The sequence below is a fragment of the Anaerostipes sp. 992a genome (assembly GCF_001940245.1).
Taxonomy (GTDB): domain Bacteria; phylum Bacillota; class Clostridia; order Lachnospirales; family Lachnospiraceae; genus Fimousia.
Genome location: NZ_MJIG01000005.1, coordinates 225,370 through 247,887 on the forward strand (window position 1 = coordinate 225,370; position 22,518 = coordinate 247,887).

Annotated in this window: 22 protein-coding genes, 2 tRNA genes and 1 rRNA gene; 22 read left to right on the forward strand and 3 right to left on the reverse strand. The window is 42.1% G+C overall.

The features are described 5' to 3' along the window. Nucleotides 1-111 precede the first annotated feature (111 nt). Both BHF69_RS12825 and BHF69_RS12830 read left to right on the forward strand, forming a co-directional pair. On the forward strand, nt 112-1,164 hold the full coding sequence (locus BHF69_RS12825; protein WP_075672256.1) for a D-alanine--D-alanine ligase family protein: 1,053 nt from the start codon (nt 112-114) through the stop codon (nt 1,162-1,164). Between the two features lie 10 nt (nt 1,165-1,174). Continuing rightward, the gene (locus tag BHF69_RS12830) at nt 1,175-1,594 is read left to right on the forward strand and encodes a DUF1934 domain-containing protein (protein WP_075672258.1); all 420 of its coding nucleotides are present in this window, start codon (nt 1,175-1,177) and stop codon (nt 1,592-1,594) included. A gap of 84 nt (nt 1,595-1,678) precedes the next feature. Here BHF69_RS12830 and BHF69_RS12835 read toward each other — a convergent pair whose 3' ends face one another. Continuing rightward, nucleotides 1,679-2,404 carry an SDR family NAD(P)-dependent oxidoreductase gene (locus BHF69_RS12835; protein ID WP_075672260.1) on the reverse strand — a complete coding sequence of 242 codons (726 nt, stop codon included), beginning with the start codon at nt 2,402-2,404 and terminating at the stop codon, nt 1,679-1,681. A gap of 175 nt (nt 2,405-2,579) precedes the next feature. On the opposite strand from BHF69_RS12835, the gene BHF69_RS12840 reads away from it, so the two are divergent. The 8 genes from BHF69_RS12840 to uvrA all read left to right on the forward strand — a co-directional run bounded on the left by BHF69_RS12840 (nt 2,580) and on the right by uvrA (nt 13,045). Beyond that, nucleotides 2,580-3,779: an LCP family protein gene (locus BHF69_RS12840; RefSeq protein WP_075672262.1), complete on the forward strand. Its 1,200-nt coding sequence runs from the start codon at nt 2,580-2,582 to the stop codon at nt 3,777-3,779. A 25-nt stretch (nt 3,780-3,804) separates the two neighbouring features. Next, nucleotides 3,805-4,524, forward strand: coding sequence for a WecB/TagA/CpsF family glycosyltransferase (locus tag BHF69_RS12845; protein ID WP_075672264.1), 720 nt, complete (start codon nt 3,805-3,807; stop codon nt 4,522-4,524). A gap of 166 nt (nt 4,525-4,690) precedes the next feature. Beyond that, nucleotides 4,691-5,779, forward strand: a complete 1,089-nt coding sequence (locus tag BHF69_RS12850; protein ID WP_075672266.1) for a PucR family transcriptional regulator — start codon at nt 4,691-4,693, stop codon at nt 5,777-5,779. Nucleotides 5,780-5,917: 138 nt separating this feature from the next. After that, nucleotides 5,918-7,105, forward strand: a complete 1,188-nt coding sequence (locus BHF69_RS12855; RefSeq protein WP_075672268.1) for a S41 family peptidase — start codon at nt 5,918-5,920, stop codon at nt 7,103-7,105. Nucleotides 7,106-7,310: 205 nt separating this feature from the next. After that, nucleotides 7,311-7,766, forward strand: a complete 456-nt coding sequence (locus BHF69_RS14280; RefSeq protein ID WP_075672270.1) for a hypothetical protein — start codon at nt 7,311-7,313, stop codon at nt 7,764-7,766. A 77-nt stretch (nt 7,767-7,843) separates the two neighbouring features. After that, a complete protein-coding gene (locus BHF69_RS14285; protein WP_075672272.1) occupies nt 7,844-8,053 on the forward strand; it encodes a hypothetical protein in 210 nt (69 codons plus the stop codon). Between the two features lie 147 nt (nt 8,054-8,200). Continuing rightward, on the forward strand, nt 8,201-10,186 hold the full coding sequence (gene uvrB, locus BHF69_RS12870) for an excinuclease ABC subunit UvrB (RefSeq protein ID WP_075672274.1): 1,986 nt from the start codon (nt 8,201-8,203) through the stop codon (nt 10,184-10,186). Nucleotides 10,187-10,219: 33 nt separating this feature from the next. After that, complete coding sequence (gene uvrA, locus BHF69_RS12875; RefSeq protein WP_075672276.1) at nt 10,220-13,045, forward strand: excinuclease ABC subunit UvrA; 2,826 nt, start codon at nt 10,220-10,222, stop codon at nt 13,043-13,045. A 48-nt stretch (nt 13,046-13,093) separates the two neighbouring features. Here uvrA and BHF69_RS12880 read toward each other — a convergent pair whose 3' ends face one another. Together BHF69_RS12880 and BHF69_RS14220 are read right to left on the reverse strand one after the other, a co-directional pair. Then, the gene (locus BHF69_RS12880) at nt 13,094-13,624 is read right to left on the reverse strand and encodes a stage V sporulation T C-terminal domain-containing protein (RefSeq protein WP_075672278.1); all 531 of its coding nucleotides are present in this window, start codon (nt 13,622-13,624) and stop codon (nt 13,094-13,096) included. 266 nt (nt 13,625-13,890) lie between these two features. Beyond that, a complete protein-coding gene (locus BHF69_RS14220) occupies nt 13,891-14,052 on the reverse strand; it encodes a hypothetical protein (RefSeq protein WP_158022586.1) in 162 nt (53 codons plus the stop codon). Nucleotides 14,053-14,443: 391 nt separating this feature from the next. On the opposite strand from BHF69_RS14220, the gene BHF69_RS12890 reads away from it, so the two are divergent. The 12 genes from BHF69_RS12890 to BHF69_RS12945 all read left to right on the forward strand — a co-directional run. Further along, a complete protein-coding gene (locus BHF69_RS12890; RefSeq protein WP_075672282.1) occupies nt 14,444-15,247 on the forward strand; it encodes an epoxyqueuosine reductase in 804 nt (267 codons plus the stop codon). A 112-nt stretch (nt 15,248-15,359) separates the two neighbouring features. Next, nucleotides 15,360-15,872 carry a YcxB family protein gene (locus tag BHF69_RS12895; RefSeq protein ID WP_075672284.1) on the forward strand — a complete coding sequence of 171 codons (513 nt, stop codon included), beginning with the start codon at nt 15,360-15,362 and terminating at the stop codon, nt 15,870-15,872. Nucleotides 15,873-15,874: 2 nt separating this feature from the next. Beyond that, complete coding sequence (tsaE, locus tag BHF69_RS12900; RefSeq protein WP_075672286.1) at nt 15,875-16,300, forward strand: tRNA (adenosine(37)-N6)-threonylcarbamoyltransferase complex ATPase subunit type 1 TsaE; 426 nt, start codon at nt 15,875-15,877, stop codon at nt 16,298-16,300. Further along, nucleotides 16,301-17,005, forward strand: coding sequence for a tRNA (adenosine(37)-N6)-threonylcarbamoyltransferase complex dimerization subunit type 1 TsaB (tsaB, locus tag BHF69_RS12905; RefSeq protein WP_075672288.1), 705 nt, complete (start codon nt 16,301-16,303; stop codon nt 17,003-17,005). Then, a complete protein-coding gene (gene rimI, locus BHF69_RS12910) occupies nt 16,995-17,432 on the forward strand; it encodes a ribosomal protein S18-alanine N-acetyltransferase (protein WP_158022587.1) in 438 nt (145 codons plus the stop codon). Before tsaB ends, rimI begins: the two co-directional genes overlap by 11 nt. 141 nt (nt 17,433-17,573) lie before the next feature. Further along, complete coding sequence (locus tag BHF69_RS12915; protein WP_075672292.1) at nt 17,574-17,777, forward strand: hypothetical protein; 204 nt, start codon at nt 17,574-17,576, stop codon at nt 17,775-17,777. 2 nt (nt 17,778-17,779) lie between these two features. Then, nucleotides 17,780-18,691 carry a ribonuclease Z gene (locus BHF69_RS12920; RefSeq protein ID WP_075672294.1) on the forward strand — a complete coding sequence of 304 codons (912 nt, stop codon included), beginning with the start codon at nt 17,780-17,782 and terminating at the stop codon, nt 18,689-18,691. Nucleotides 18,692-18,708: 17 nt separating this feature from the next. Continuing rightward, nucleotides 18,709-19,731: a tRNA (adenosine(37)-N6)-threonylcarbamoyltransferase complex transferase subunit TsaD gene (tsaD, locus tag BHF69_RS12925; protein WP_075672296.1), complete on the forward strand. Its 1,023-nt coding sequence runs from the start codon at nt 18,709-18,711 to the stop codon at nt 19,729-19,731. Between the two features lie 49 nt (nt 19,732-19,780). After that, complete coding sequence (gene ispD, locus BHF69_RS12930; protein WP_075672298.1) at nt 19,781-20,554, forward strand: 2-C-methyl-D-erythritol 4-phosphate cytidylyltransferase; 774 nt, start codon at nt 19,781-19,783, stop codon at nt 20,552-20,554. A 266-nt stretch (nt 20,555-20,820) separates the two neighbouring features. Beyond that, a tRNA-Ser gene (locus BHF69_RS12935) sits at nt 20,821-20,906 on the forward strand. A gap of 40 nt (nt 20,907-20,946) precedes the next feature. Beyond that, a tRNA-Ser gene (locus BHF69_RS12940) sits at nt 20,947-21,035 on the forward strand. A gap of 182 nt (nt 21,036-21,217) precedes the next feature. Beyond that, a 16S ribosomal RNA gene (locus tag BHF69_RS12945) occupies nt 21,218-22,518 on the forward strand; the annotation flags it as partial.

A 22,518-nucleotide genomic window follows, 5' to 3' on the forward strand; every position in this document is an offset into this window, starting at 1 on the left:
AATTTTTTGTTCCATGCAAGGAAGAGGAAGAAATACTACATTGAAAAATCCCTATAGATGGAGTAAAATAAGGGTAAAATGTAACCATTTATTTTAGAAGGAGTAATATTTATGAAGAAAAATATAGTTGTATTATTTGGGGGAAATTCATCCGAGCATGATGTTTCCTGCGTATCAGCGCAGACAGTTATTAAGAATATTGATATAGATACATATGATGTCATACTGGTAGGTATTACAAAAGAGGGAAAATGGGTTTTTGTAGACAGCATAGATGCCATTGCCGATGGAACATGGAGAGAATCCAAAGTTGGTGCTGCGATTTCGCCAGATACAACGAAGAAAGAATTGCTTTTATTTAAGGATGGTACATATGAAAGCAAGAAGATAGATGTGGTATTTCCGGTTCTTCATGGACTTAATGGAGAAGATGGTACTGTTCAGGGATTACTGGAGCTGGCAAAGATTCCATATGTAGGCTGTGGTGTTTTGGCATCTGCGGTATCCATGGATAAGGTCTATACAAAGGCTATTGTAGAAAAGCTTGGTATTCGTCAGGCAGCATTTGTAGATGTGCGTCTGGAGATGCTGGATGATATGGAAGAAGCAATTATGGAGATTGAGGATCAGCTGGATTATCCAGTATTCGTAAAACCATCCTGTGCCGGTTCTTCTCAGGGAGTATCCAAAGCTCATAACAAAGAAGAATTAGAAGCAGCTCTTAAGCTTGCGGCGCAGCATGACAGAAAGATTCTGGTTGAAGAGACCATTGTTGGACGAGAAATCGAGTGTGCAGTTCTCGGAGGCAGAGATGTTAAGGCCTCTGGCGTTGGAGAGATTCTGGCAGCAGCAGAATTTTATGATTTTGATGCCAAGTATAACAATGCAGAATCCAGAACGGTAGTAGATCCAGATCTTCCAGCGGATGTTGTAGAAGAAGTCAGAGATGCTGCAGTGAAGATTTTTAAGGCAGTGGATGGCTTTGGCTTATCCAGAGTCGATTTCTTTGTAACAAAGAAAGGAAATAAAGTCGTATTTAATGAGATCAACACATTACCTGGATTTACAGCGATCAGCATGTATCCAATGTTATGGAAGGCAAGAGGAATCGAAACAGATAAGCTGGTAAATCAGTTGATCGAATTGGCTTACGAAAGATTTTAGAAGAAATATTATGACAAAAGAAGTATTGGTACATGTATCTGGAGTGCAGCATGAGGTGGAGGGTGGTGAACCCGTCGTATTGGTGACTTCTGGTACATACTATTATAAAAATGATAAGCATTTTCTGCTTTATGAAGAGATAGACGATGATGGCATGGTATCCAAGAATGTAATCAAGATTGGTGCCAACGAGGTATCTGTCATTCGGAAAGGAATTTCCAGCAGTCATATGGTATTTGAGGAGGGAAAGGAGAATCTGACCTACTATGATACACCATATGGAAGTATGTTGATGGGGATTACAACATCAAGAATCACATTTTGTGAGAAGGGTTCCGGTTGTATGGAACTGGAGATTGATTACGCCTTGTCAGTAGACGGTAATCACATGTCAGATTGCAATATCCAGATTGTGGTTACGGCAAAATAACAAGAGGAAGCGGGGAGATTCCACGCTTCCTCTTTGTTTATTACGTAATAAACACCTTCTGGGAATGCACATTTGCTCGTTTTGTTAAATCCAACCACCATCCAGCCGGATGATCTGACCAGTCAGATATTCCGGTGCCGTAGCAATGGTATAGAGCATTCGGGCAGCTTCCTCAGGATGTCCCATTCGATCTGCCGGGATTTCTTCTGTAATTGCGGCTTTATCTTCTTCAGAAAAGCAGGCATTCATTTCGGTGTCGAACATGCCCAGCGAAAGGGCATTGACCTGTATATGGCTCGGGGCCAGTTCCTTGGCCAAAGCTTTTGTAAAGGCAATGACGCCTCCTTTGGAGGCAGAATAGCCAACTTCACAGGATGCACCCACTTCACCCCAGACGGAAGTTACGTGGATGATTCGACCAGATTTTTTTGAGATCATATGGGGAAGGATTTCCTTTGAACCGTAAAAAAGTGCATTCAGATTGGTATTCATCATGGAATGCCATTCTTCCAGGCTCATGTCGGTCAGAAGCCCTACGTAGGAGAGCGCAGCATTGTGGATGATACAGTCAATGCTGCCGAAGGCAGACAGGGTTTTGTCAGTGACTTCCTTCCAAAAGGCAGGATCACCGGTGTCACCAGGAACGGAGAGGACGGAGATACCTTGGGAAGTCAATGTTTGTCTGGCTGTTTCCAGAGCGGTCAGGTTATGGCAGCAGTTAATGACAACCTGCCATCCATGGCTTCCAAAATAATTGGCAGCAGCATATCCGATACCACGGGAGCTGCCGGTAATGATTACGGTTTTCATGATTTAAGATTCCTTTCTGTATGACTTGATGATAATTATACCAGAGGCGGAAAGGAATGATAAGGGAGTGTTGAAATAAAAATCAAGATTTGTTATACTGAAGTGTAGCCTATATCAGTAAAAGAATGGATAGGGTACGGGAATGAAGCAATTATGACAGAAGGGAGAAACTATTTTGAAAACTCAGCCAAAGAAAAAGATGGTAGTTCGTATAATCGCAGCAATTTTGATTATTGTATTAGCAGGGGTTGCGTCTTACCATGGATCAAAAGCATTATTTACTCATAAATTCAGAAAAGACAAAGAAAAGGCAGAACAAAAAGAAAAAGAAGAAGCAGCTAAGAATATTAAAGAGAATTATATTTCTGTAATTCGTGTTGGAAAGTGTACAGTACTTCGAATTTTAAATACAGAGAGGAATAAACTGTCTTTTGTTTTAATGAGACCAGACTCTGATTTGTTTACCTATGATGAAGAAGGTACAGGAGAAGAGATGAAGAAGGTAGTTAACAATATTGAGAATGCATACGGAATTGCAGTGGATTCTTATGAGGACTATACACAGGAAGGATTTATTGAACTGATCAATGAAAGTGATTCTTTTGAATGTGACCTTCCATCCGCAGTATCCTTTAAGGATAACAATCAGATGACAGTCAATCTGGAAGCAGGACAGCATATTTTAAATGGAATTCAGTCCTGGGGAGTGGTAGCCGGATATGGTACCTATGATTCCTGGGAAGCTTATATGAGCAATCTGAAGGCATTTATCAAAGGATATACAGGTGTTCTCTTCGATGACGCAACCAATGAATCTATGAAAGAATACGCTGAGATCGTATTTGGAGAATGCGAAAGTGATAAGACGGTAGCAGATGTTGAGAGTTATCTGCCATACTATGCAGATGTCAAGGCAGAAGATATTGATGTGATCGAATTGAGCGGAGAAGAAAAAGGCGATCAATTCCAGATTGATATTAATGAAGCAAAATCTATAATCACAGATATTACGGAAGGAAAGGCCGTAAGTACAGAGAAGAAAGCAACTACGGAAAAAGCAACCACAGAAGAACCAACTACAGAGGAAAAGATTTCTTCTGAGGGAAAGAATATCTATATTAGAAATGCAGCTTACATCAATGGACTGGCAGGAAAGTGGAACAAAAAGCTTCAGAGTGAAGGTTATAATATTGGAAGTGTAGATAACTATTATGAAGCAACTTATGATCAGACCATTATTCGTGTTACGAAAAAAGGAATGGGTGAAGATTTAAAGAAGAAATATTTTAAAAATGCGGTCATTAAAGTAGGAGATGTAGAAGGAGACGCAGATATCTGCATTTATTTGGGAAAAGATGCGGATACACTGGACTAGAAGAATATAAGGAGATCAATACACTATGGAAATTCAGAACAACCACGAATTGATTCCTGTTCTGGGAATTACTGTCGATGCGGTTTCTGTTTCTCGTGCAGTTGAAATATCCAAAACTTATCTTGATAATGATTATTTTAACTTTGTTTTATTAGCTGGTGCCCAGTTGGCCATGAAGAGTCAGGAATCCAAGGAGACGAAGCGCTTTACGGATATTGCCAATCTGATTCTTCCAGGAGACCATAATGTGGAAGAGGCGATCGACAAGACTTGTGAAGGCAGATTCCAGGAGGAATACTTAGATCGAATGCTGATGTTGATTGCAGAAGAGGAACGGGGACTTTGTGTTTTGTGCGATACACAGGAACAATGCGACAGAGTAGCCGTTCATCTGGAAGCGGATTATCCAGGATTAAAGGTCAACGGCGTCATTTTTGAGGACACAGGGGAAGAAGGAATGGAAGCCCTTGTGAATACAATTAATGGATATTTTCCCGATTTGATATTGCCATTGGTTTCAATAGAAAAGCAGGAGAAATTATTATTGGCCCATAAGGAGACTCTAAGTACTAAGCTATGCATTAGTTCAGAGACGATCTACCAGTACATTTTTCAAGAAGAAAAAGGCGAAAAAGATTCGCCTGTGCTTGTAAAATGGTTGATGAAGCGTTTAAGACTGGGAAAAGAGGCAGTGGAAAGTGAATTTCGGCAGAAGCTGAAAGAGGAACGGGGACAGGAGAAATAGGGAAAAGATACAATCCCTATGAAAAAGTTAATCTTAATATTTGGGAAGAATATACAAAAGTAGATTGCATTATTTGTATAAAAAAGAGAGGAAAATAAAAATCTTCTCTTTTTTTTTTGGTAAATATGCTGTATAGTAATAATAGACATGGAAAGGAAGTGAAAACATGATATCAAATCAAATTTTACAGGATACGGTAGATGGGATTAAAGCCATTTCCAGAACAGATTTATGTGTAATGGATACAGAGGGGAAGGCACTGGCCAGTACGATCGCTGATGTCAGCGGATATGTGGAGTCTGTGTTGATTTTTGCCCAGTCATTAGCGGAAAGTCAGATGATGCAGGGGTACCAGTTTTTTAAAGTGTTTGATGAGAATCAATTAGAATATATTATTTTAGTAAAGGGCGAATCTGATGATGTCTATATGGTTGGAAAGCTGGCGGCATTCCAGATTCAGAATTTGCTAGTTGCTTATAAAGAACGATTTGACAAGGATAATTTTATTAAAAACCTGTTATTGGATAATCTGCTATTGGTAGACATTTATAATCGTGCCAAGAAGCTGCATATTGAAACAGATGTGAAGAGACTGGTGTATATCATTGAGACAAAGCGGGATAAAGACAGCAACGCTTTAGAGACTGTGCGAGGATTGTTTGCAGCGAAATCCAGAGATTTTATTACAGCAGTAGATGAGAAGAATATTATTTTGGTTCGTGAAGTAAAGCAGGGAGAGGATTATGATGACTTTTATAAGACAGCCAATGTAATCGTAGACATGCTAAGCAACAGTAATCTGCCAAAGGTTAATATTGCTTTTGGTACTGTTGTGGATGAGATCAAGGAAGTATCCCGCTCTTATAAAGAAGCTAAGATGGCATTGGCTGTTGGAAAGATCTTCTATGAAGATCAGAACGTTGTGGCATATAGTCATCTTGGAATTGGACGCTTGATCTATCAGCTTCCGCTGCCATTATGCAAGATGTTTATTCGTGAGATTTTTGAAGGAAAGTCTCCGGATGATTTTGATGAAGAAACATTGGCGACGATCAATAAGTTCTTTGAAAACAGCCTGAACGTATCTGAGACCTCCAGACAGCTGTATATTCATCGTAATACGCTGGTATACCGCCTGGATAAGCTGCAGAAGCAGACGAATCTGGATCTTCGTGTTTTTGAAGACGCCATTACCTTTAAGATTGCACTGATGGTTGTAAAATATATGAAGTATATGGAAAGTATTGAATTTTAGAATTCGATCGGATTTGCTTTTACAGGTATAGGTGTTGCTTATACTGCATAAAATGTATCGGGGGAGGGATTTTTCGCGCGAAAAGTCCCTTTTTGTCGTGGGGGTTCAGTTTGCCAATAGAGATAAAGGAGATTGATTATGAAAAAAGGAAAAATAAAGGTGCGAAGCCTGATTAAGGATATTCTGATTCTTCTGTTGTTGGTTGTGTGCATTATGGAAGGGATCATGTTGAAGGTTTTTGTGTTTAGCAGCGATGATGGAATTGCGAGAAAATCCAAGCTAAAACAGCTAAAGACTGTGATTGATGAATACTACCTGGGTGAGGTGGATGAAGAACAGCTGAGGGAATACAGCTATAAAGGAATGATTGCAGGATTGGAAGATCCTTACTCTGTCTATTACACCAAAGAGGAATATGAGGATGTGGAGGAGTCTTCGGAGGGTATTTTTAGTGGAGTTGGTATCGTGTTGACACAGGACATGGAGACAAAGGCCATTACAGTGGTAAAGCCAATGAAAGATGGACCGGCACAAAAAGCCGGTATTAAAGCAGGGGATATCCTGACCAAAGTAGAAGGCGAGGAAATTTCTTCTGATGAGGATTTAAGTAGTGTAGTGTCCCGTGTAAAAGGAAAGGAAGGGACCAAAGTTACACTTACTTTTTCTCGGGATGGAAAAGAAAAGGATTATACATTAACAAGACAGGAAATCAAGAATCCAACGGTAGAATATGAAATGCTGGAAAATAAAGTAGGTTATATTAAGATTACAGAATTTGATGAAGTGACAGTAGAACAATTCGATGATGCACTGAGTCAGTTGGAAAATGATGGGATGAAAAAGCTGGTGTTGGATTTAAGAGATAATCCAGGGGGCTTATTGGATGCAGTGGTAGATATTGCCGATCGGATCCTGCCAACAGGTATGATCGTATATACGGAAGATAAGAACGGAAAGAAGACAGAATATGAAGCCAAATCTGCAGAATGCGTTGAGCAGCCTATTGCAGTGTTGATCAATGGCAATAGTGCCAGTGCTTCTGAGATTTTAGCTGGTGCGATTCAGGATTATAAGGCAGGAACACTGGTAGGAACTACCAGCTATGGAAAAGGAATCGTACAGAATATCTTCCAGTTGGGAGACGGCTCTGCCGTTAAGCTGACCATTGCCAATTATTATACACCAAAGGGTAGAAATATTCATAAGAAAGGCATTGATCCAGATGTGGAAGTGGAATTAAAGGAAAGTCTGAAGGATGAGATCGAGATTAAAAAATCCGAGGACAATCAGCTTCAAGAGGCATTGAAAGTGTTAGAGAAAGAATGATCATAATATTTCAGGAGGCCGTCGCCCTAACGGAAATTTCGTTGGGGTGGCGGCCTTACTTTGTCTTAGTGACAGTTGGCAAAAAGCAGCGATATGACATGCTGGCAGAAACACCAGATAGATCATTGGTACATATACTATAGTCAGAAGGCTTATCCTTCGGGATTCTTCTTAAATGATAGGAATGAAGAAAGGAAAGTAGTATATGGAATTGTGTCAATACCCTTATCAGGGAAAAACACGGTATTTCACGATAGAAGCCATTCAGATTCCCATTGTATACAATAAATATGGGGATCATGATCCAGTTTGTGATTCAGGAATTAATGTGGGGTATAACGCAAGAGAGCAGACCGTTGGAATCGGAGAGAGCAAACGTTATTTCTGGCGGGCTGACCGGGAATATGGAGCATGTATTTTACAATCCTTTGGAGATATGAGAAATCATAGGTATCATGGTCTATTTGGTGCAGTGATTGTCGAGCCAGCTGGAGCAGAATGGTATGAAAACTTTACGAAAAAGACCAATCCTTTTGCCGAACAGGCGGTTATAACAGCGCCGGGGATGGAAAGCTTCCGTGAATATGTGCTTTTTATCCAGAATGGAATCCGTCTTTTGGATGCACAGGGAAATTTGATTCAAACTGCTAGGGGCCTGTAGATGCAGAGGATACGGGAGAAAAAGGTGATAACTATTGTTCAGAACGGTTTGCCAACCGGCTTATGAGGGATAATAGGGTGTGGAAGGTGTTTAGCAGCAGGGTTCATGGAGATCCGGTCACGCCTGTGTGGAAAGCTTATCCTGGTGACCGGGTAATCTTTCGGACGATGATGCCAGCAGATAAGCCTAGAAATGTATCGTTAGCCATTCATGGACATTTGTGGAGAGAACAGCCCAAAGATGCTTTCTCAAGAGAAATGTGTTTTAAAGAAGTCTATCAGGTGTAGATGCAGGGAAATGTGCGGAAGGATATTAAAATGTATTAATAAATAGTAAGTGGAAAGTATAGAACAAAAGTTCGATTGTTCTGTACTTTCTTTTTATATTCTGTTATAATCTAATCTAGTTGAAGGGATAATAAAAAGGAGGAACTCATGGATAAATTCGTATTACACTCCGAATATCAACCTACCGGCGATCAGCCGCAGGCTATTGCAGAACTGGTACAGGGATTTAAAGAAGGTAATCAATTTCAGACCTTATTGGGTGTGACAGGCTCGGGTAAGACATTTACTATGGCCAATATTATTGAACAGATGAATAAGCCAACGCTGATTATTGCGCATAATAAGACACTCGCAGCTCAGCTCTATAGTGAGTTTAAGGAATTCTTCCCGGAGAATGCGGTGGAGTATTTTGTGTCCTACTATGATTATTATCAGCCAGAGGCTTACGTTCCATCTACAGATACGTATATCGAGAAGGATTCTGCTGTAAATGATGAGATTGATAAGCTGCGCCACAGTGCTACCGCAGCCCTGATTGAAAGAAAGGATGTCATCGTGGTATCCAGTGTGTCTTGTATCTATGGGATTGGAGATCGTAAAAGCTACGAAGAGATGATGATTTCTCTGCGTCCTGGAATGTTAAAGGATCGCGATGAGGTCATTGAGCAGCTGATCAATATTCAGTATGTGAGAAACGAATTGGATTTTAAGCGGGGATCTTTTCGGGTAAAAGGAGATGTGCTGGAAATCTTGCCGGTATCCACCTTTGAAGATGCCGTTCGTGTAGAATTTTTTGGTGATGAGATTGATCGAATCGTACAATTTGATATTTTGACCGGGGAGATGAAGAAGACGTTGAATTTTGCGGCTATCTTCCCTGCGTCCCATTATGCAGTGCCAGAGGAGCAGATCAATCATGCCATTGAGACCATTAAGGCGGAACTGGCTGAGAGGGTCACATATTTTAAGGAGAATGATCAGCTGTTAGAAGCTCAGAGGATTGCAGAGCGGACGAATTTTGATATTGAGATGTTGAAGGAGACAGGTTTTTGTTCTGGGATCGAGAATTATTCCAGACATCTGGCAGGCCTGGAGCCGGGAGCCACACCGAATACACTGGTGGATTTCTTTGGGGATGATTTCCTGATCATGGTGGATGAATCCCATATTACAGTTCCGCAGATTCGTGGCATGTATGCCGGAGACCGTTCGAGAAAGACCACGTTGGTGGATTATGGATTTCGACTGCCTTCTGCACTGGATAACCGTCCATTGAATTTTGAGGAATTTGAATCCAAGATCGATCAGATGCTTTTCGTATCCGCCACCCCCAATGTCTATGAGAAGGAGCATGAGCTGCTTCGGGCAGAGCAGATCATCCGCCCTACTGGTCTGTTGGACCCAGAGGTGGATGTGCGTCCGGTGAAGGGGCAGATAGATGATCTTTTATCAGAGATTTATAAAGAAACGCAGGCAGGGAATAAGGTATTGGTGACCACTCTGACCAAGCGGATGGCAGAAGATCTGACCGATTATCTGAGAGAGAATGATGTGAAGGTTAAGTATCTGCATTCTGATATCGATACTTTAGAAAGAATTGAGATCGTAAGAGATCTTCGTATGGGAATTTTTGATGTTTTAGTGGGAATCAATCTGTTACGGGAGGGACTGGATATTCCAGAGATTACCTTAGTGGCAATTTTAGATGCAGATAAAGAAGGATTTCTTCGTTCCGAGACTTCTCTTGTACAGACGATCGGGCGTGCGGCACGAAATGCCAAGGGAAGAGTTATCATGTATGCGGATAAGATGACGGATTCTATGAATGCCGCTATTAGTGAAACCAGACGAAGAAGAGAGATTCAGGATGCCTATAATAAAGAGCATGGTATTATTCCGCAGACCATTAAGAAGAGCGTACGTGATCTGATCAAAGTATCGGATGATACCCCTGAAGCAAAAGAAGAGGCAAAAGAGGTCGAGTCCATGAATAAGAAGGAGCTGAAAGAGGCCATTGCCAAGTGGACTAAGAAGATGAATCAGGCTGCAGCAGAGCTGAATTTTGAAGAGGCAGCCAGATTAAGAGATGAATTAAAGGAATATAAGATTGCTCTTCGAGATTATGATTTATAAACATTAAGAGAGATAGATGGAGAAAAGGATAGAATGAAGAAAGAAGTAATAAGCATTCGAGGTGCCAAGGAGCATAATTTAAAGAATATCGATCTGGACATTCCACGGAATCAGTTTGTGGTATTGACAGGATTGAGTGGGTCAGGAAAATCCTCTTTGGCTTTTGATACCATTTATGCAGAGGGTCAGAGAAGATATATGGAATCATTATCTTCTTATGCAAGGCAGTTTCTGGGACAGATGGAAAAGCCGGATGTGGAGAATATTCAGGGACTTTCTCCGGCAATTTCCATTGACCAGAAGACAACCAACCGAAATCCACGTTCTACGGTCGGAACCGTTACTGAAATATACGATTATCTTCGACTGCTATATGCCAGAATCGGAGTACCTCATTGTCCAAAGTGTGGAAAAGTCATCAGCAGGCAGACGGTAGATCAGATGGTGGATGCCATTATGAAGCTGCCGGAACGGACCAGATTTCAGCTGTTGGCACCAGTGGTAAAGGGAAGAAAGGGACAGCATATAAAGCTGCTTGAAAAGATTAAGAAAAGTGGGTTTGTTCGTGCCAGAATTGATGGTAATCTGTATGATCTGTCAGAGGAAATCAATCTGGATAAGAATAAGAAGCATATCATTGAGATTGTAGTAGACCGTCTGGTTGTTCGGGAAGGAATCGAAAAGCGTCTGGCAGATTCTATCGAAACAGTGCTGGATCTGGCTGATGGTCTGTTGATCGTAGATGTGATCGGTGGAGAAGAGATGCATTTTAGTCAGAGCTTTTCTTGTCCGGATTGTGGTATCAGTATGGAGGAGATTGAGCCAAGAAGCTTTTCCTTTAATAATCCTTTTGGGGCCTGTCCAGACTGCTTTGGTCTTGGGTATAAGATGGAATTTGATTTGGAGCTGATGATTCCGGATCCATCCATAAGTATTGCAGATGGAGCCATTACTGTTATGGGATGGCAGTCTTGTACTGACAAAAAAAGCTATACAAGAGCAATTCTGGATGCCCTTGCCAAGGAATATGGATTTGATCTGCATACGCCATTTAATGAGATGAGTGAAGAGGCAAGGAATATCATTCTTTATGGCACAGATGGACATTCTGTTAAGGTATATTATAAAGGGCAGAGAGGAGAAGGGGTCTACGATGTTGCCTTCGAGGGGCTGGTCAAGAATGTTCAGAGAAGATATCGGGAATCCTCAGAAAGAATGAAGGCAGAATATGAGGCCTATATGACCGTCACACCGTGTGATACCTGCCATGGACAGAGATTGAAGGCGACTTCTCTTGCGGTAACGATAGGAGGATTAAATATTGCACAGCTCTGTGATATGAACATTGGGAAGATTGCACAGTTTTTTAACGAGGTGCAGCTGACGGAACGCCAGCAGCTGATCGGAGCTCAGATTTTAAAGGAAATTCATGCGCGCATCGGATTTTTGATAGATGTGGGATTGGAATATTTATCCTTATCCAGAGCGACAGGAACGCTGTCAGGGGGAGAGGCACAGAGAATCCGCCTTGCCACTCAGATTGGCAGCGGCCTGGTAGGGGTTGCCTATATCCTGGATGAACCAAGCATTGGCCTTCATCAACGGGATAACGATAAGCTGATCAGGACACTTAAGAATTTAAAGGATCTGGGAAATAGCTTGATCGTAGTCGAGCATGATGAGGATACCATGTTGGCAGCAGACCATATCGTAGATATTGGACCAGGAGCTGGAGAGCATGGAGGAGAAGTGGTTGCCCAGGGAACTCCGGAAGAGATTATGAAGGCGGAAAATACCATTACTGGAGCATATTTAAGTGGTAAGATCAAAATTCCAGTTCCGACAGAGCGCAAGAAGCCGACGGGATTTTTGAAAGTGTTAGGAGCCGCTCAGAATAATTTAAAGAATATCAATGTGGAGATTCCGCTTGGTGTAATGACCTGTGTAACAGGTGTATCTGGTTCTGGAAAAAGTTCATTGATCAACAGCATTGTATACAAGCGTTTGGCCAAGGAATTGAATCGTGCCAAGGTAAAAGCAGGAAAGCACAAAGGAATGGAGGGAATCGAGCAGCTAGACAAGATTATTGCGATCGATCAGTCTCCGATTGGACGGACGCCAAGATCCAATCCTGCCACTTATACAGGAGTATTTGATCAGATCAGAGAATTGTTTGCTATGACCAAGGATGCCAAAGCAAGAGGATATAATAAGGGGAGGTTCAGTTTTAATAAAAAAGGCGGACGTTGTGAAGCCTGCAGTGGTGATGGAATTATTAAGATCGAGATGCATTTTCTGCCGGATGTGTATGTACCATGTGAAGTCTGTGGTGGAAAAAGATATAATCGTGAGACATTAGAAGTAAAGTATAAGGGCAAGAGCATCTACGACGTATTAGATATGACGGTAGAAGAGGCATGCAAATTTTTTGAAAATGTACCGAGTATCTATCGAAAGATCAAGACGTTAAATGATGTGGGATTATCCTATATTCGTCTGGGACAGCCATCCACGACTTTATCTGGAGGGGAAGCACAGAGAATCAAGCTTGCTACAGAGTTGAGCCGAAGAAGTACTGGAAAGACCATCTATGTACTGGATGAGCCTACGACGGGACTTCATTTTGCTGATGTTCATAAGCTGGTAGACATCTTAAGGAAGCTAAGCGAAGGTGGCAACACAGTTGTTGTAATCGAGCACAATCTGGAGGTAATCAAGACGGCAGATTATATTATTGATATGGGTCCAGAGGGCGGAGATGGCGGTGGTACCGTAATTGCCCAAGGAACACCAGAGGAAATCTGTAACGTAGAGAAGTCCTATACAGGACAGTTTTTGAGGAAATATTTGAAGAATTGATAAACAATAAAATTGGCTCTTCGCATATAGAAGCGAGAGCCAATTTTGTTATTCCATCTGTTTTCCCAGAAGAATGGAGCCGGTTTTGGCGATTGTCAGAGCCTCTGCATCCTCTCGATCGAGGATAACAATGCTTCCGATCACATCTCCTTGACTGAGGATGGTGGCTGCTATATTTTTTTTATAAGGAAGTTCAAATCCATCTACGAGAGATGGGAAATCAGAAGATAAGGTTTTCGTGGAACCAACCTGTCGTTCCTGAAGAAAGCCTTCCAAATCTTCATGAATCATTTTTCCTAACAGGATTTTCTTATCCGTACCAGCAGCTGCCAGAAAGGTGTCATGATCGCTGACGCCTACGGTGGCGTTTAAGATCTGAGAAGCAGATTCACAAAACTGCTGTGCCAGACCGCCCATTTCTCCAATAGGGGAATATTTTTTTAAGATAATCTCGCCATCCCGGTCGGTAAAGATTTCCAGAGGATCGCCTTCTCGTATTCTTAAGGTACGCCGGATTTCCTTGGGAACAACTACGCGTCCGAGATCATCAATACGACGTACGATTCCAGTTGCTTTCATAATCAAAATTCCTCCATTTCTGGAAATAGTATTTGTGAAAAGAGGAGAATTTATACGCAATGTAGAATAAAAGATATGGCATTTTTAAACAGGGGTTGTACATTGACTTATTGAAATTACATAACTATAATGAGACTGATCAAAAAGATGCGGGTTTTGTGGATTAAATGAAGAAGAAAATTTCTCCTCCTGCGCCCAGGATGCCAGAACGTAAGAACAACCAAAGCTGTCTGGATTTACCCCGAGCCAAACCCTAATCCGCTCCGCTAGTCGGGCTTGGCATGGCACAAGATGAACTGCATTCCTTTTTTCCATAACAGTTGGAAAGGTAAGTAAACTTCCCTACCAACTGTCCTATGGAAAACAGTCATCTTCGATGCCTGAAGCAGTTCTGGTGATAGAATCCAGCCAACAGGTTGTTCTAACATTCCGCATATGTCGCTTTCGGAGAAGTTTTCTTCTTTTCCATGTTCCGTTTCTCCACATGAATATGGGAGAAGCCAATACACTACAAAGAACGAAACCATTCCGGTAAAGCAATCTGCGGAGGAGCTTACATGTTTTCTCAGGCAGAAAATCTTTACCAAAAGCAATGCTTTTGGTCGTCCATAAGGACAAATGGCTGGAAGCTGGCTTACATAGCCATTTGTGAATGGACGAGGGATAAGATTTTCGTCTGTTATGGTGTAGAAAAAAGGAAAACATGTATCAGATTTGGAAGCTCCGTAGCTTGATTGCTGACTGGAATGATTTCGTTCTCACTCATTATCCCATAGTCAAAGAAACCCGCATTTAGCAGAAAAAATAGGAGATCATAGCATGAAAAAGTTAAAAGAACAAATCTGCACGGAACTGATCCAATTTGTAGAGGAAGAAGAAAAAGAAAGAAATCAGAAGAGATGGAAGCAGCCTTTGGTCGAATTTGCAGATGCATACCATCCATATGTTAGAAGATTAAAGGAAATTGTCCATTCAGAACATCAGATGCCAGAGGAAGTCCTAAAAGATGCAAAGACTGTGTTGGTATATTTCCTTCCATTTTGTGATTGGGTGGCAAAAAGCAATGAAGGAGATGGGTTGGCATCCTCAGAATGGGCAAGAATTTATGAAGAAACCAATGCATTTTTCTTGAAAATAAACCAACATATGATAAAGTATATCGAAGGACTGGGCTATCAGGCCAGGATGGCACCAGAAGCATCCGTTTTCTATCGGGATGAAGTGATCAGTCATTGGTCTTTTCGGCATCTGGCATATGCAGCCGGTCTTGGAACCTTTGGTATGAATAATATGCTGATTACCGAATATGGATGTGCGGGAAGATTAAATGCCCTGGTGACCAATCTGCCGGTGGAGACAGGAAGCCCGCAGAAAGAGGAAGCCTGTCTTTATAAAAGAAACGGAAGCTGTGGACTGTGTATCAAACGATGTCCTTCACAGGCACTGACCGACAAGAAATTTGACCGACATAAATGCTTTGCACAGTGTCTGAAAAACGCTGAAGTACATACACAGTTTGGCAATTCTTATGCAGATCAGGCAGGAGAAGAGGCGGTAGATTCCGGATCTGAAGTGTGTGGAAAATGTCTGGTTCATCTTCCATGTACATCGCGCAGGCCATAAAAGAAGACGACATGCGTGAATTTAACAGCCTCTGGAAAAAGAAGATAGCAAAATAGAATTGGTTAGGTTATAATAGTTTCAATGAAGAAAGAATAATAGGAGTGATTTTTAAGTGAAATTTACGACAAACATAAAAACCAATGAATTATTTCAGTTTCTTTTGCGTCATTCTTATGCAGGGATCAGCGGAAAAGTTGGTTTGGTAATTAGTTTAGCAGCAGCAGTGATGTTTCTTCGGGGAATTCCTGACTTTGCTGGAAATGAGACCAAGATGATCGTACTTGGATTCCTGGCGCTGTTATTTACCGTAGTGAATCCAGTTATGCTGTATACCAGAGCAAAGAAGCAGAAGCTTATGAATCCAGCATACAAAAATGCAATGGAATATGAATTAGATGAAGAAGGTATCAAACTTTATGCTGGTGGACAGGAAGGCGGTATTCCATGGAATCGGATTATAAGAATCAAAGAAAGTGGTTCTCTTTATATGCTGTATACTACTAGAATTAATGCATTCTTATGGCCAAAGAAGGATATGGGAGCCAGAGAAAAGGAAATCATGGATTATGTATTGGAGCATATTGATTCGAAAGAGGTTCAGCTGCCGAAAAGAATGAGAGGATAAGTATGATTATAGAAAGTTTTGATGCAAAGGACACCTTTGAGCTGGGAAAGAAACTTGGTATGGAAGTAAAACCAGGACAGGTGTTATGCCTGTATGGGGATCTTGGTGTTGGAAAAACGGTATTTACTCAGGGATTTGCTGAAGGTCTGGGAATTGAAGAGCCAATTAACAGTCCAACCTTTACCATTGTACAGGTGTATGAAGAAGGAAGAATGCCGTTTTATCATTTTGATGTTTATCGCATCGGTGATGTAGAGGAGATGGATGAGATTGGTTATGAGGATTACGTTTATGGAGATGGAGTATGCCTCATTGAATGGGCCAATCTGATCGAGGAAATTCTTCCGTCCCATTATATGACCATTACCATTGAAAAGGATCTGGATAAAGGATTTGATTATCGAAAAATAACCGTGGAGGAACAATAGATGAAATTATTAGTATTAGATAGTTCCGGACTGGTGGCATCTGTTGCGATAATGGAAGATGATACCTTGATCGGAGAGTATACAATCAACCATAAGAAGACACATTCTCAGACGCTTTTGCCTATGCTGGATGAGGTGGTGAAGATGACAGAGACCAATCTGGATGAGATCGATGCCATTGCCATTGCAAAGGGACCAGGTTCCTTTACTGGGCTTCGGATCGGCTCTGCTACGGCCAAAGGACTGGGGCTGGCATTGAATAAGCCAATTGTTGCAGTTCCGACTGTCGATGCCATTGCCTATAATTTATATGAGACCAAAGGATATATTTGTCCGATCATGGATGCACGTAGAAACCAGGTATATACAGGAACATACCGATGGGAAGAAGATCAATTTCAGGTGATCGAAGAGCAGTGTGCCAGAGGAATTGAGGAAACCGTAGATGCGGTCAATCAGTTGGGAGAAGCAGTCATCTTTTTAGGAGATGGTGTTCCGGTATATAAGGAAATAATCAAAGAAAAAATTCAGGTTCCGGTTTCTTTTGCGCCAGCCCATGTGAGCAGGCAGAGAGCAGGCGCTGTAGGAAGTCTTGCAATGAAGTATTATCAGCAGGGAGAAATCCAGTCTGCCAGAGACCATGGACCAGAATATCTTAGAAAGTCCCAGGCAGAAAGAGAGCGGGAAGAAAGAAATGCCCGTTAGATTTTATGAAGAACGAGATTTTTCTCAAATTGTATCATTAGACCGGATTTGCTTTTCCAGTGCCTGGAATGAGAAAAGCTGGAGAGAATCTCTGATGATGGAGCAATACCAGTGTTATGTTTTGGAGGAAGAGGAGCAATTGAAGGGGTTTCTCCTGACATCAGCAGCACTGGATGAAGGAGAAATATTAAAAATTGGTGTGATGCCGGAAGAACGTGGCAGATCCTGCGGGGGAAGTCTTCTGCTGGCGGCTTTTGAACAATGGAAGAAGCAGGGAGTGGAATCTGTTTTTTTGGAAGTCAGAGATTCAAATCAGGCAGCCAGAAGACTGTATGAGAAGTTGGGATTTGAGAAACTAGGAATCAGAAAACGATATTATAGTCATCCAACAGAGGATGCACTTATTTACAGGAAAGTAATTCGTTAATAGCATTTACAGCAGATAACTTTTGGTTGTCAGCAATTCCCACTAGAATTGGGATTTCAGTGTAGATATAATGAAGTTGTGAAAAACATCGAAATTTGTATTTTTGATGGTATCATAGAATAGAATCAGGAGGAGTATTTTATGAAACAGATTTATATTTGCAATGGCTGTGGGAAGAAGATCAATGGAAAAGAACAGGATTTTTTACATGTTCAAAAAGAATGGGGATATTTTAGCAGCAAGGATATGGAGCTTCATGAATTCTATCTTTGTGAGGAGTGCTATGATAAATTACTTTCTGTTCTGGAGATTCCTGTAAAGATAGAAGAAGTAACAGAGGTATAAATATGTTAGATATATGTTTGCTGGGAACAGGAGGGATGATGCCCCTCCCCTACCGCAGGTTGACATCGTTGATGGCCAGATGCAATGGCAGCAGTGTATTGATCGATTGCGGTGAAGGAACCCAGGTTGCGATTAAAGAAAAGGGATGGAGTGTAAAACCAGTGGATGTAATCTGCTTTACACATTATCATGCCGATCATATTAGCGGATTGCCGGGACTTTTATTGACTCTTGGTAATGCGGAGCGAAAAGAACCAGTATTGATGGTGGGTCCGAGGGGGCTGGAGCGGGTAGTCAATGCACTGCGGATCATAGCACCGGACCTTCCTTTTCCGATTCAATTTTTAGAATTAAGTGAGAATAGCCAAACCATACCGATGGATGGCTACGAAATAGAAGCATTTCGTGTACAGCACAACATTGCCTGCTATGGCTATAGTATTAAGGTGAACCGTGCTGGTAAATTTGACGTTGAGAAAGCAAAAGCCAATCAGATTCCTATGCCGTATTGGAGCCGTCTGCAGAAAGGGGAAACGATAGAAGCGGATGGAAGGATCTATACGCCGGACATGGTGCTGGGGGAGACAAGAAAAGGTCTTAAAGTTACCTATTGTACAGATAGTCGTCCAGTTGCCAGTATTTCTGAGCATGCGAAGGAAGCAGACCTGTTTATCTGTGAAGGAATGTATGGAGAGGAAGGCAAGGAGAAAAAAGCAAGAGAATACAAGCATATGACATTTTATGAGGCTGCACATCTGGCGAAGACAGCCGGGGTAAAGGAGATGTGGCTGACCCATTACAGTCCTTCCCTGGTTCGTCCAGAACCATACATGGGGAAGGTGAAGGAGATTTTTCCAGCCGCAAAACCAGGAAAGGATGGAAAATCCATCACGTTGCTATTTGAGAATGATTAGTGCTTTAGGAGAAACAAATGGAAGAACAAGTAAAAATATTAGCTATTGAATCTTCCTGCGATGAAACTGCGGCAGCAGTGGTCGTGAATGGAAGAACGGTGAAATCAAATATTATTTCATCTCAGATTGAATTGCATAAGTTATATGGAGGCGTAGTTCCGGAAATCGCATCAAGAAAACATATTGAGAAGATTAATCAGGTCATTGAGGAAGCATTAGAAACGGCAAATGAAACATTAGATACTATCGATGCAGTTTGTGTGACTTATGGACCGGGACTGGTAGGCGCTTTATTAGTAGGAGTGGCAGAAGCGAAAGCAATTGCCTACGCGAAAAATAAGCCGTTAGTTGGCGTACATCATATCGAAGGACATATTTGTGCCAATTATATCGAACATCCGGAACTGACACCTCCATTTATGTGTCTGGTTGCATCCGGAGGACACTCTCATCTGGTAAAAGTAGTAGATTATGGAGAATATGAGATCATAGGACGTACCAGAGATGATGCGGCCGGGGAAGCCTTTGATAAAGTAGCAAGAGCCATTGGACTTGGATATCCAGGAGGACCAAAGATCGATAAGCTGTCCAGAGAAGGAAATCCAAAGGCCATTTCATTTCCCCGTGCAAAAGTAGAGGGGGCACCAAATGATTTTAGCTTTAGTGGATTAAAATCAGCAGTATTAAATTATTTGAATAAGTGTAAAATGCAAGGAGTAGAAGTTGATCGAGCGGATGTGGCAGCTTCTTTCCAGGAAGCGGTCGTAGATGTTTTATCCGATCATGCTGTTTCGGCAGCATTGGAATGTGGTATGGATAAAGTGGCAATTGCTGGTGGTGTTGCATCGAATCAGGCATTAAGAGCAAAAATGAAAGAAAAATGCCAGAAGAACAATCTGAAATTTTATTATCCATCTCCGATTTTCTGTACGGATAATGCAGCAATGATCGGAGCAGCGGGTTATTATGAATATAAAAAGGGAGTCAGAGATGGACTAGATCTGAATGCAGTTCCAAATCTGAAAATTGGTCAACGTTAATACAGGGATATTTTTATATACCTGTAAATCGTTCAGGGAGGATTTACAAATGAAAAAGAAAGTGATTGCAATTGTATTGGCTGCCGGTGAAGGAAAAAGAATGGGGAGCGGCATACCAAAACAGTATATGATCATTAAGTCACGTCCGATGGTATATCATTCATTAAAGACCTTTCAGGAAAGCGATGTGGATGAAATCGTGTTAGTGACTGGAGCGGACGAGATAGAATATTGTCAGAAATATATCGTAGAAAGATATCATTTTACGAAAGTAACACAGATTGTGGCAGGAGGAAGTGAACGCTATGAGTCTGTTTATATGGGATTGCAGGCGATTGAGGATGCGGATTATGTTTTAATTCACGATGGGGCACGTCCCATGATCAATAAGAAAATTGTATCTGATTCCATTGAGGGGGCTATGAAATATGGAGCCTGTGTTGTTGGTATGCCTGCCAAGGATACGATCAAGGTCATTGATGAGAATGAATACGCCAAAGAGACTCCGCCAAGGAAGACACTTTGGGTAGTTCAAACACCACAGAGTTTTGAATACCAGTTGGTAAAGAAGGCTTATGAACAGTTGATCAATGTGGAGGATACTACAGCTACCGATGATGCTATGGTAGTAGAAAAATATAGTGGTCATAGGGTAAAGTTGATTGAAGGATCTTACGATAATATTAAAGTAACAACACCAGAAGATGTAAGAATCTCCAGAGTATTATTCAAAACGAGAAAAATCTTTCATGTGCTACATGAAATTCATGATAGGATTATCTGGTTCCAAATGAAACTCTATCTTTTGAAGAAAAAAGAATAGAGATAATAGTTTATCTGAAAAGAAATAAAAAAATTAAAAAAGGTGTTGACAGATGAAGACTCTTTTGGTATTATATCAAATGTCGCTGATGAAAACACAGTTGAGAAAAGTTGGGAAACTTAAAAAAGGTGTTGACAAGTGACGAAAGATATGATAACATATCGAATGTTGCTGAGAGGTAACGGAAAAAATAAAAAAGTTCTTGACAAAAGTTGAGAGATTTGATAAAATATCTAAGTCGCTAGCGGTTAACAACGATAGCGTATGGAGAGGTGTCCGAGTGGTTTAAGGAGCTAGTCTTGAAAACTAGTGATTCCGAAAGGGACCGTGGGTTCGAATCCCACCTTCTCCGTTGGTTGTAAATTTCATATTGCAACACATTTAGTTCGCTTGGAGAAGTACCCAAGTGGCTGAAGGGGCTCCCCTGGAAAGGGAGTAGGTCGTTAATAGCGGCGCGAGGGTTCAAATCCCTCCTTCTCCGTTGGATTTTTTCCAAACTGCGAACATCGAACATTGAAAACTGAACAATCACAGATCCTTGAAAATTCAGATGAGATTTTCACTGTCTTTTGAAAAAGACAGACGGACGTTGAAGAAGATTCAACAACCTAGAACAGTAAAAGGGATAAATAGCCGAGTGTTATTTTGACCGGATTGAAACTTTAACATGAGAGTTTGATCCTGGCTCAGGATGAACGCTGGCGGCGTGCTTAACACATGCAAGTCGAACGAAGCGCTCCGGACGATTCTTTCGGGATGAGACTGGAGGGACTGAGTGGCGGACGGGTGAGTAACGCGTGGGTAACCTGCCTCATACAGGGGGATAACAGTCAGAAATGGCTGCTAATACCGCATAAGCGCACAGTACCGCATGGTACGGTGTGAAAAACTCCGGTGGTATGAGATGGACCCGCGTCTGATTAGCTGGTTGGCAGGGTAACGGCCTACCAAGGCGACGATCAGTAGCCGGCTTGAGAGAGTGGACGGCCACATTGGGACTGAGACACGGCCCAGACTCCTACGGGAGGCAGCAGTGGGGAATATTGCACAATGGGGGAAACCCTGATGCAGCGACGCCGCGTGAGTGAAGAAGTATTTCGGTATGTAAAGCTCTATCAGCAGGGAAGAAAATGACGGTACCTGACTAAGAAGCCCCGGCTAACTACGTGCCAGCAGCCGCGGTAATACGTAGGGGGCAAGCGTTATCCGGAATTACTGGGTGTAAAGGGTGCGTAGGTGGTGCGGCAAGTCAGAAGTGAAAGCCCGGGGCTCAACTCCGGGACTGCTTTTGAAACTGTCGGACTGGAGTGCAGGAGAGGTAAGCGGAATTCCTAGTGTAGCGGTGAAATGCGTAGATATTAGGAGGAACACCAGTGGCGAAGGCGGCTTACTGGACTGTCACTGACACTGAGGCACGAAAGCGTGGGGAGCAAACAGGATTAGATACCCTGGTAGTCCACGCCGTAAACGATGAATACTAGGTGTCGGGGCCGCAGAGGCTTCGGTGCCGCAGCAAACGCAGTAAGTATTCCACCTGGGGAGTACGTTCGCAAGAATGAAACTCAAAGGAATTGACGGGGACCCGCACAAGCGGTGGAGCATGTGGTTTAATTCGAAGCAACGCGAAGAACCTTACCTGGTCTTGACATCCTCCGGACCGGCCCGTAACGGGGCCTTTCCTTCGGGACTGGAGAGACAGGTGGTGCATGGTTGTCGTCAGCTCGTGTCGTGAGATGTTGGGTTAAGTCCCGCAACGAGCGCAACCCTTATCTTTAGTAGCCAGCATTATGGATGGGCACTCTAGAGAGACTGCCAGGGATAACCTGGAGGAAGGTGGGGATGACGTCAAATCATCATGCCCCTTATGGCCAGGGCTACACACGTGCTACAATGGTGGTAACAGAGTGAAGCAAACCCGCGAGGGGGAGCAAATCACAAAAATGCCATCTCAGTTCGGATTGTAG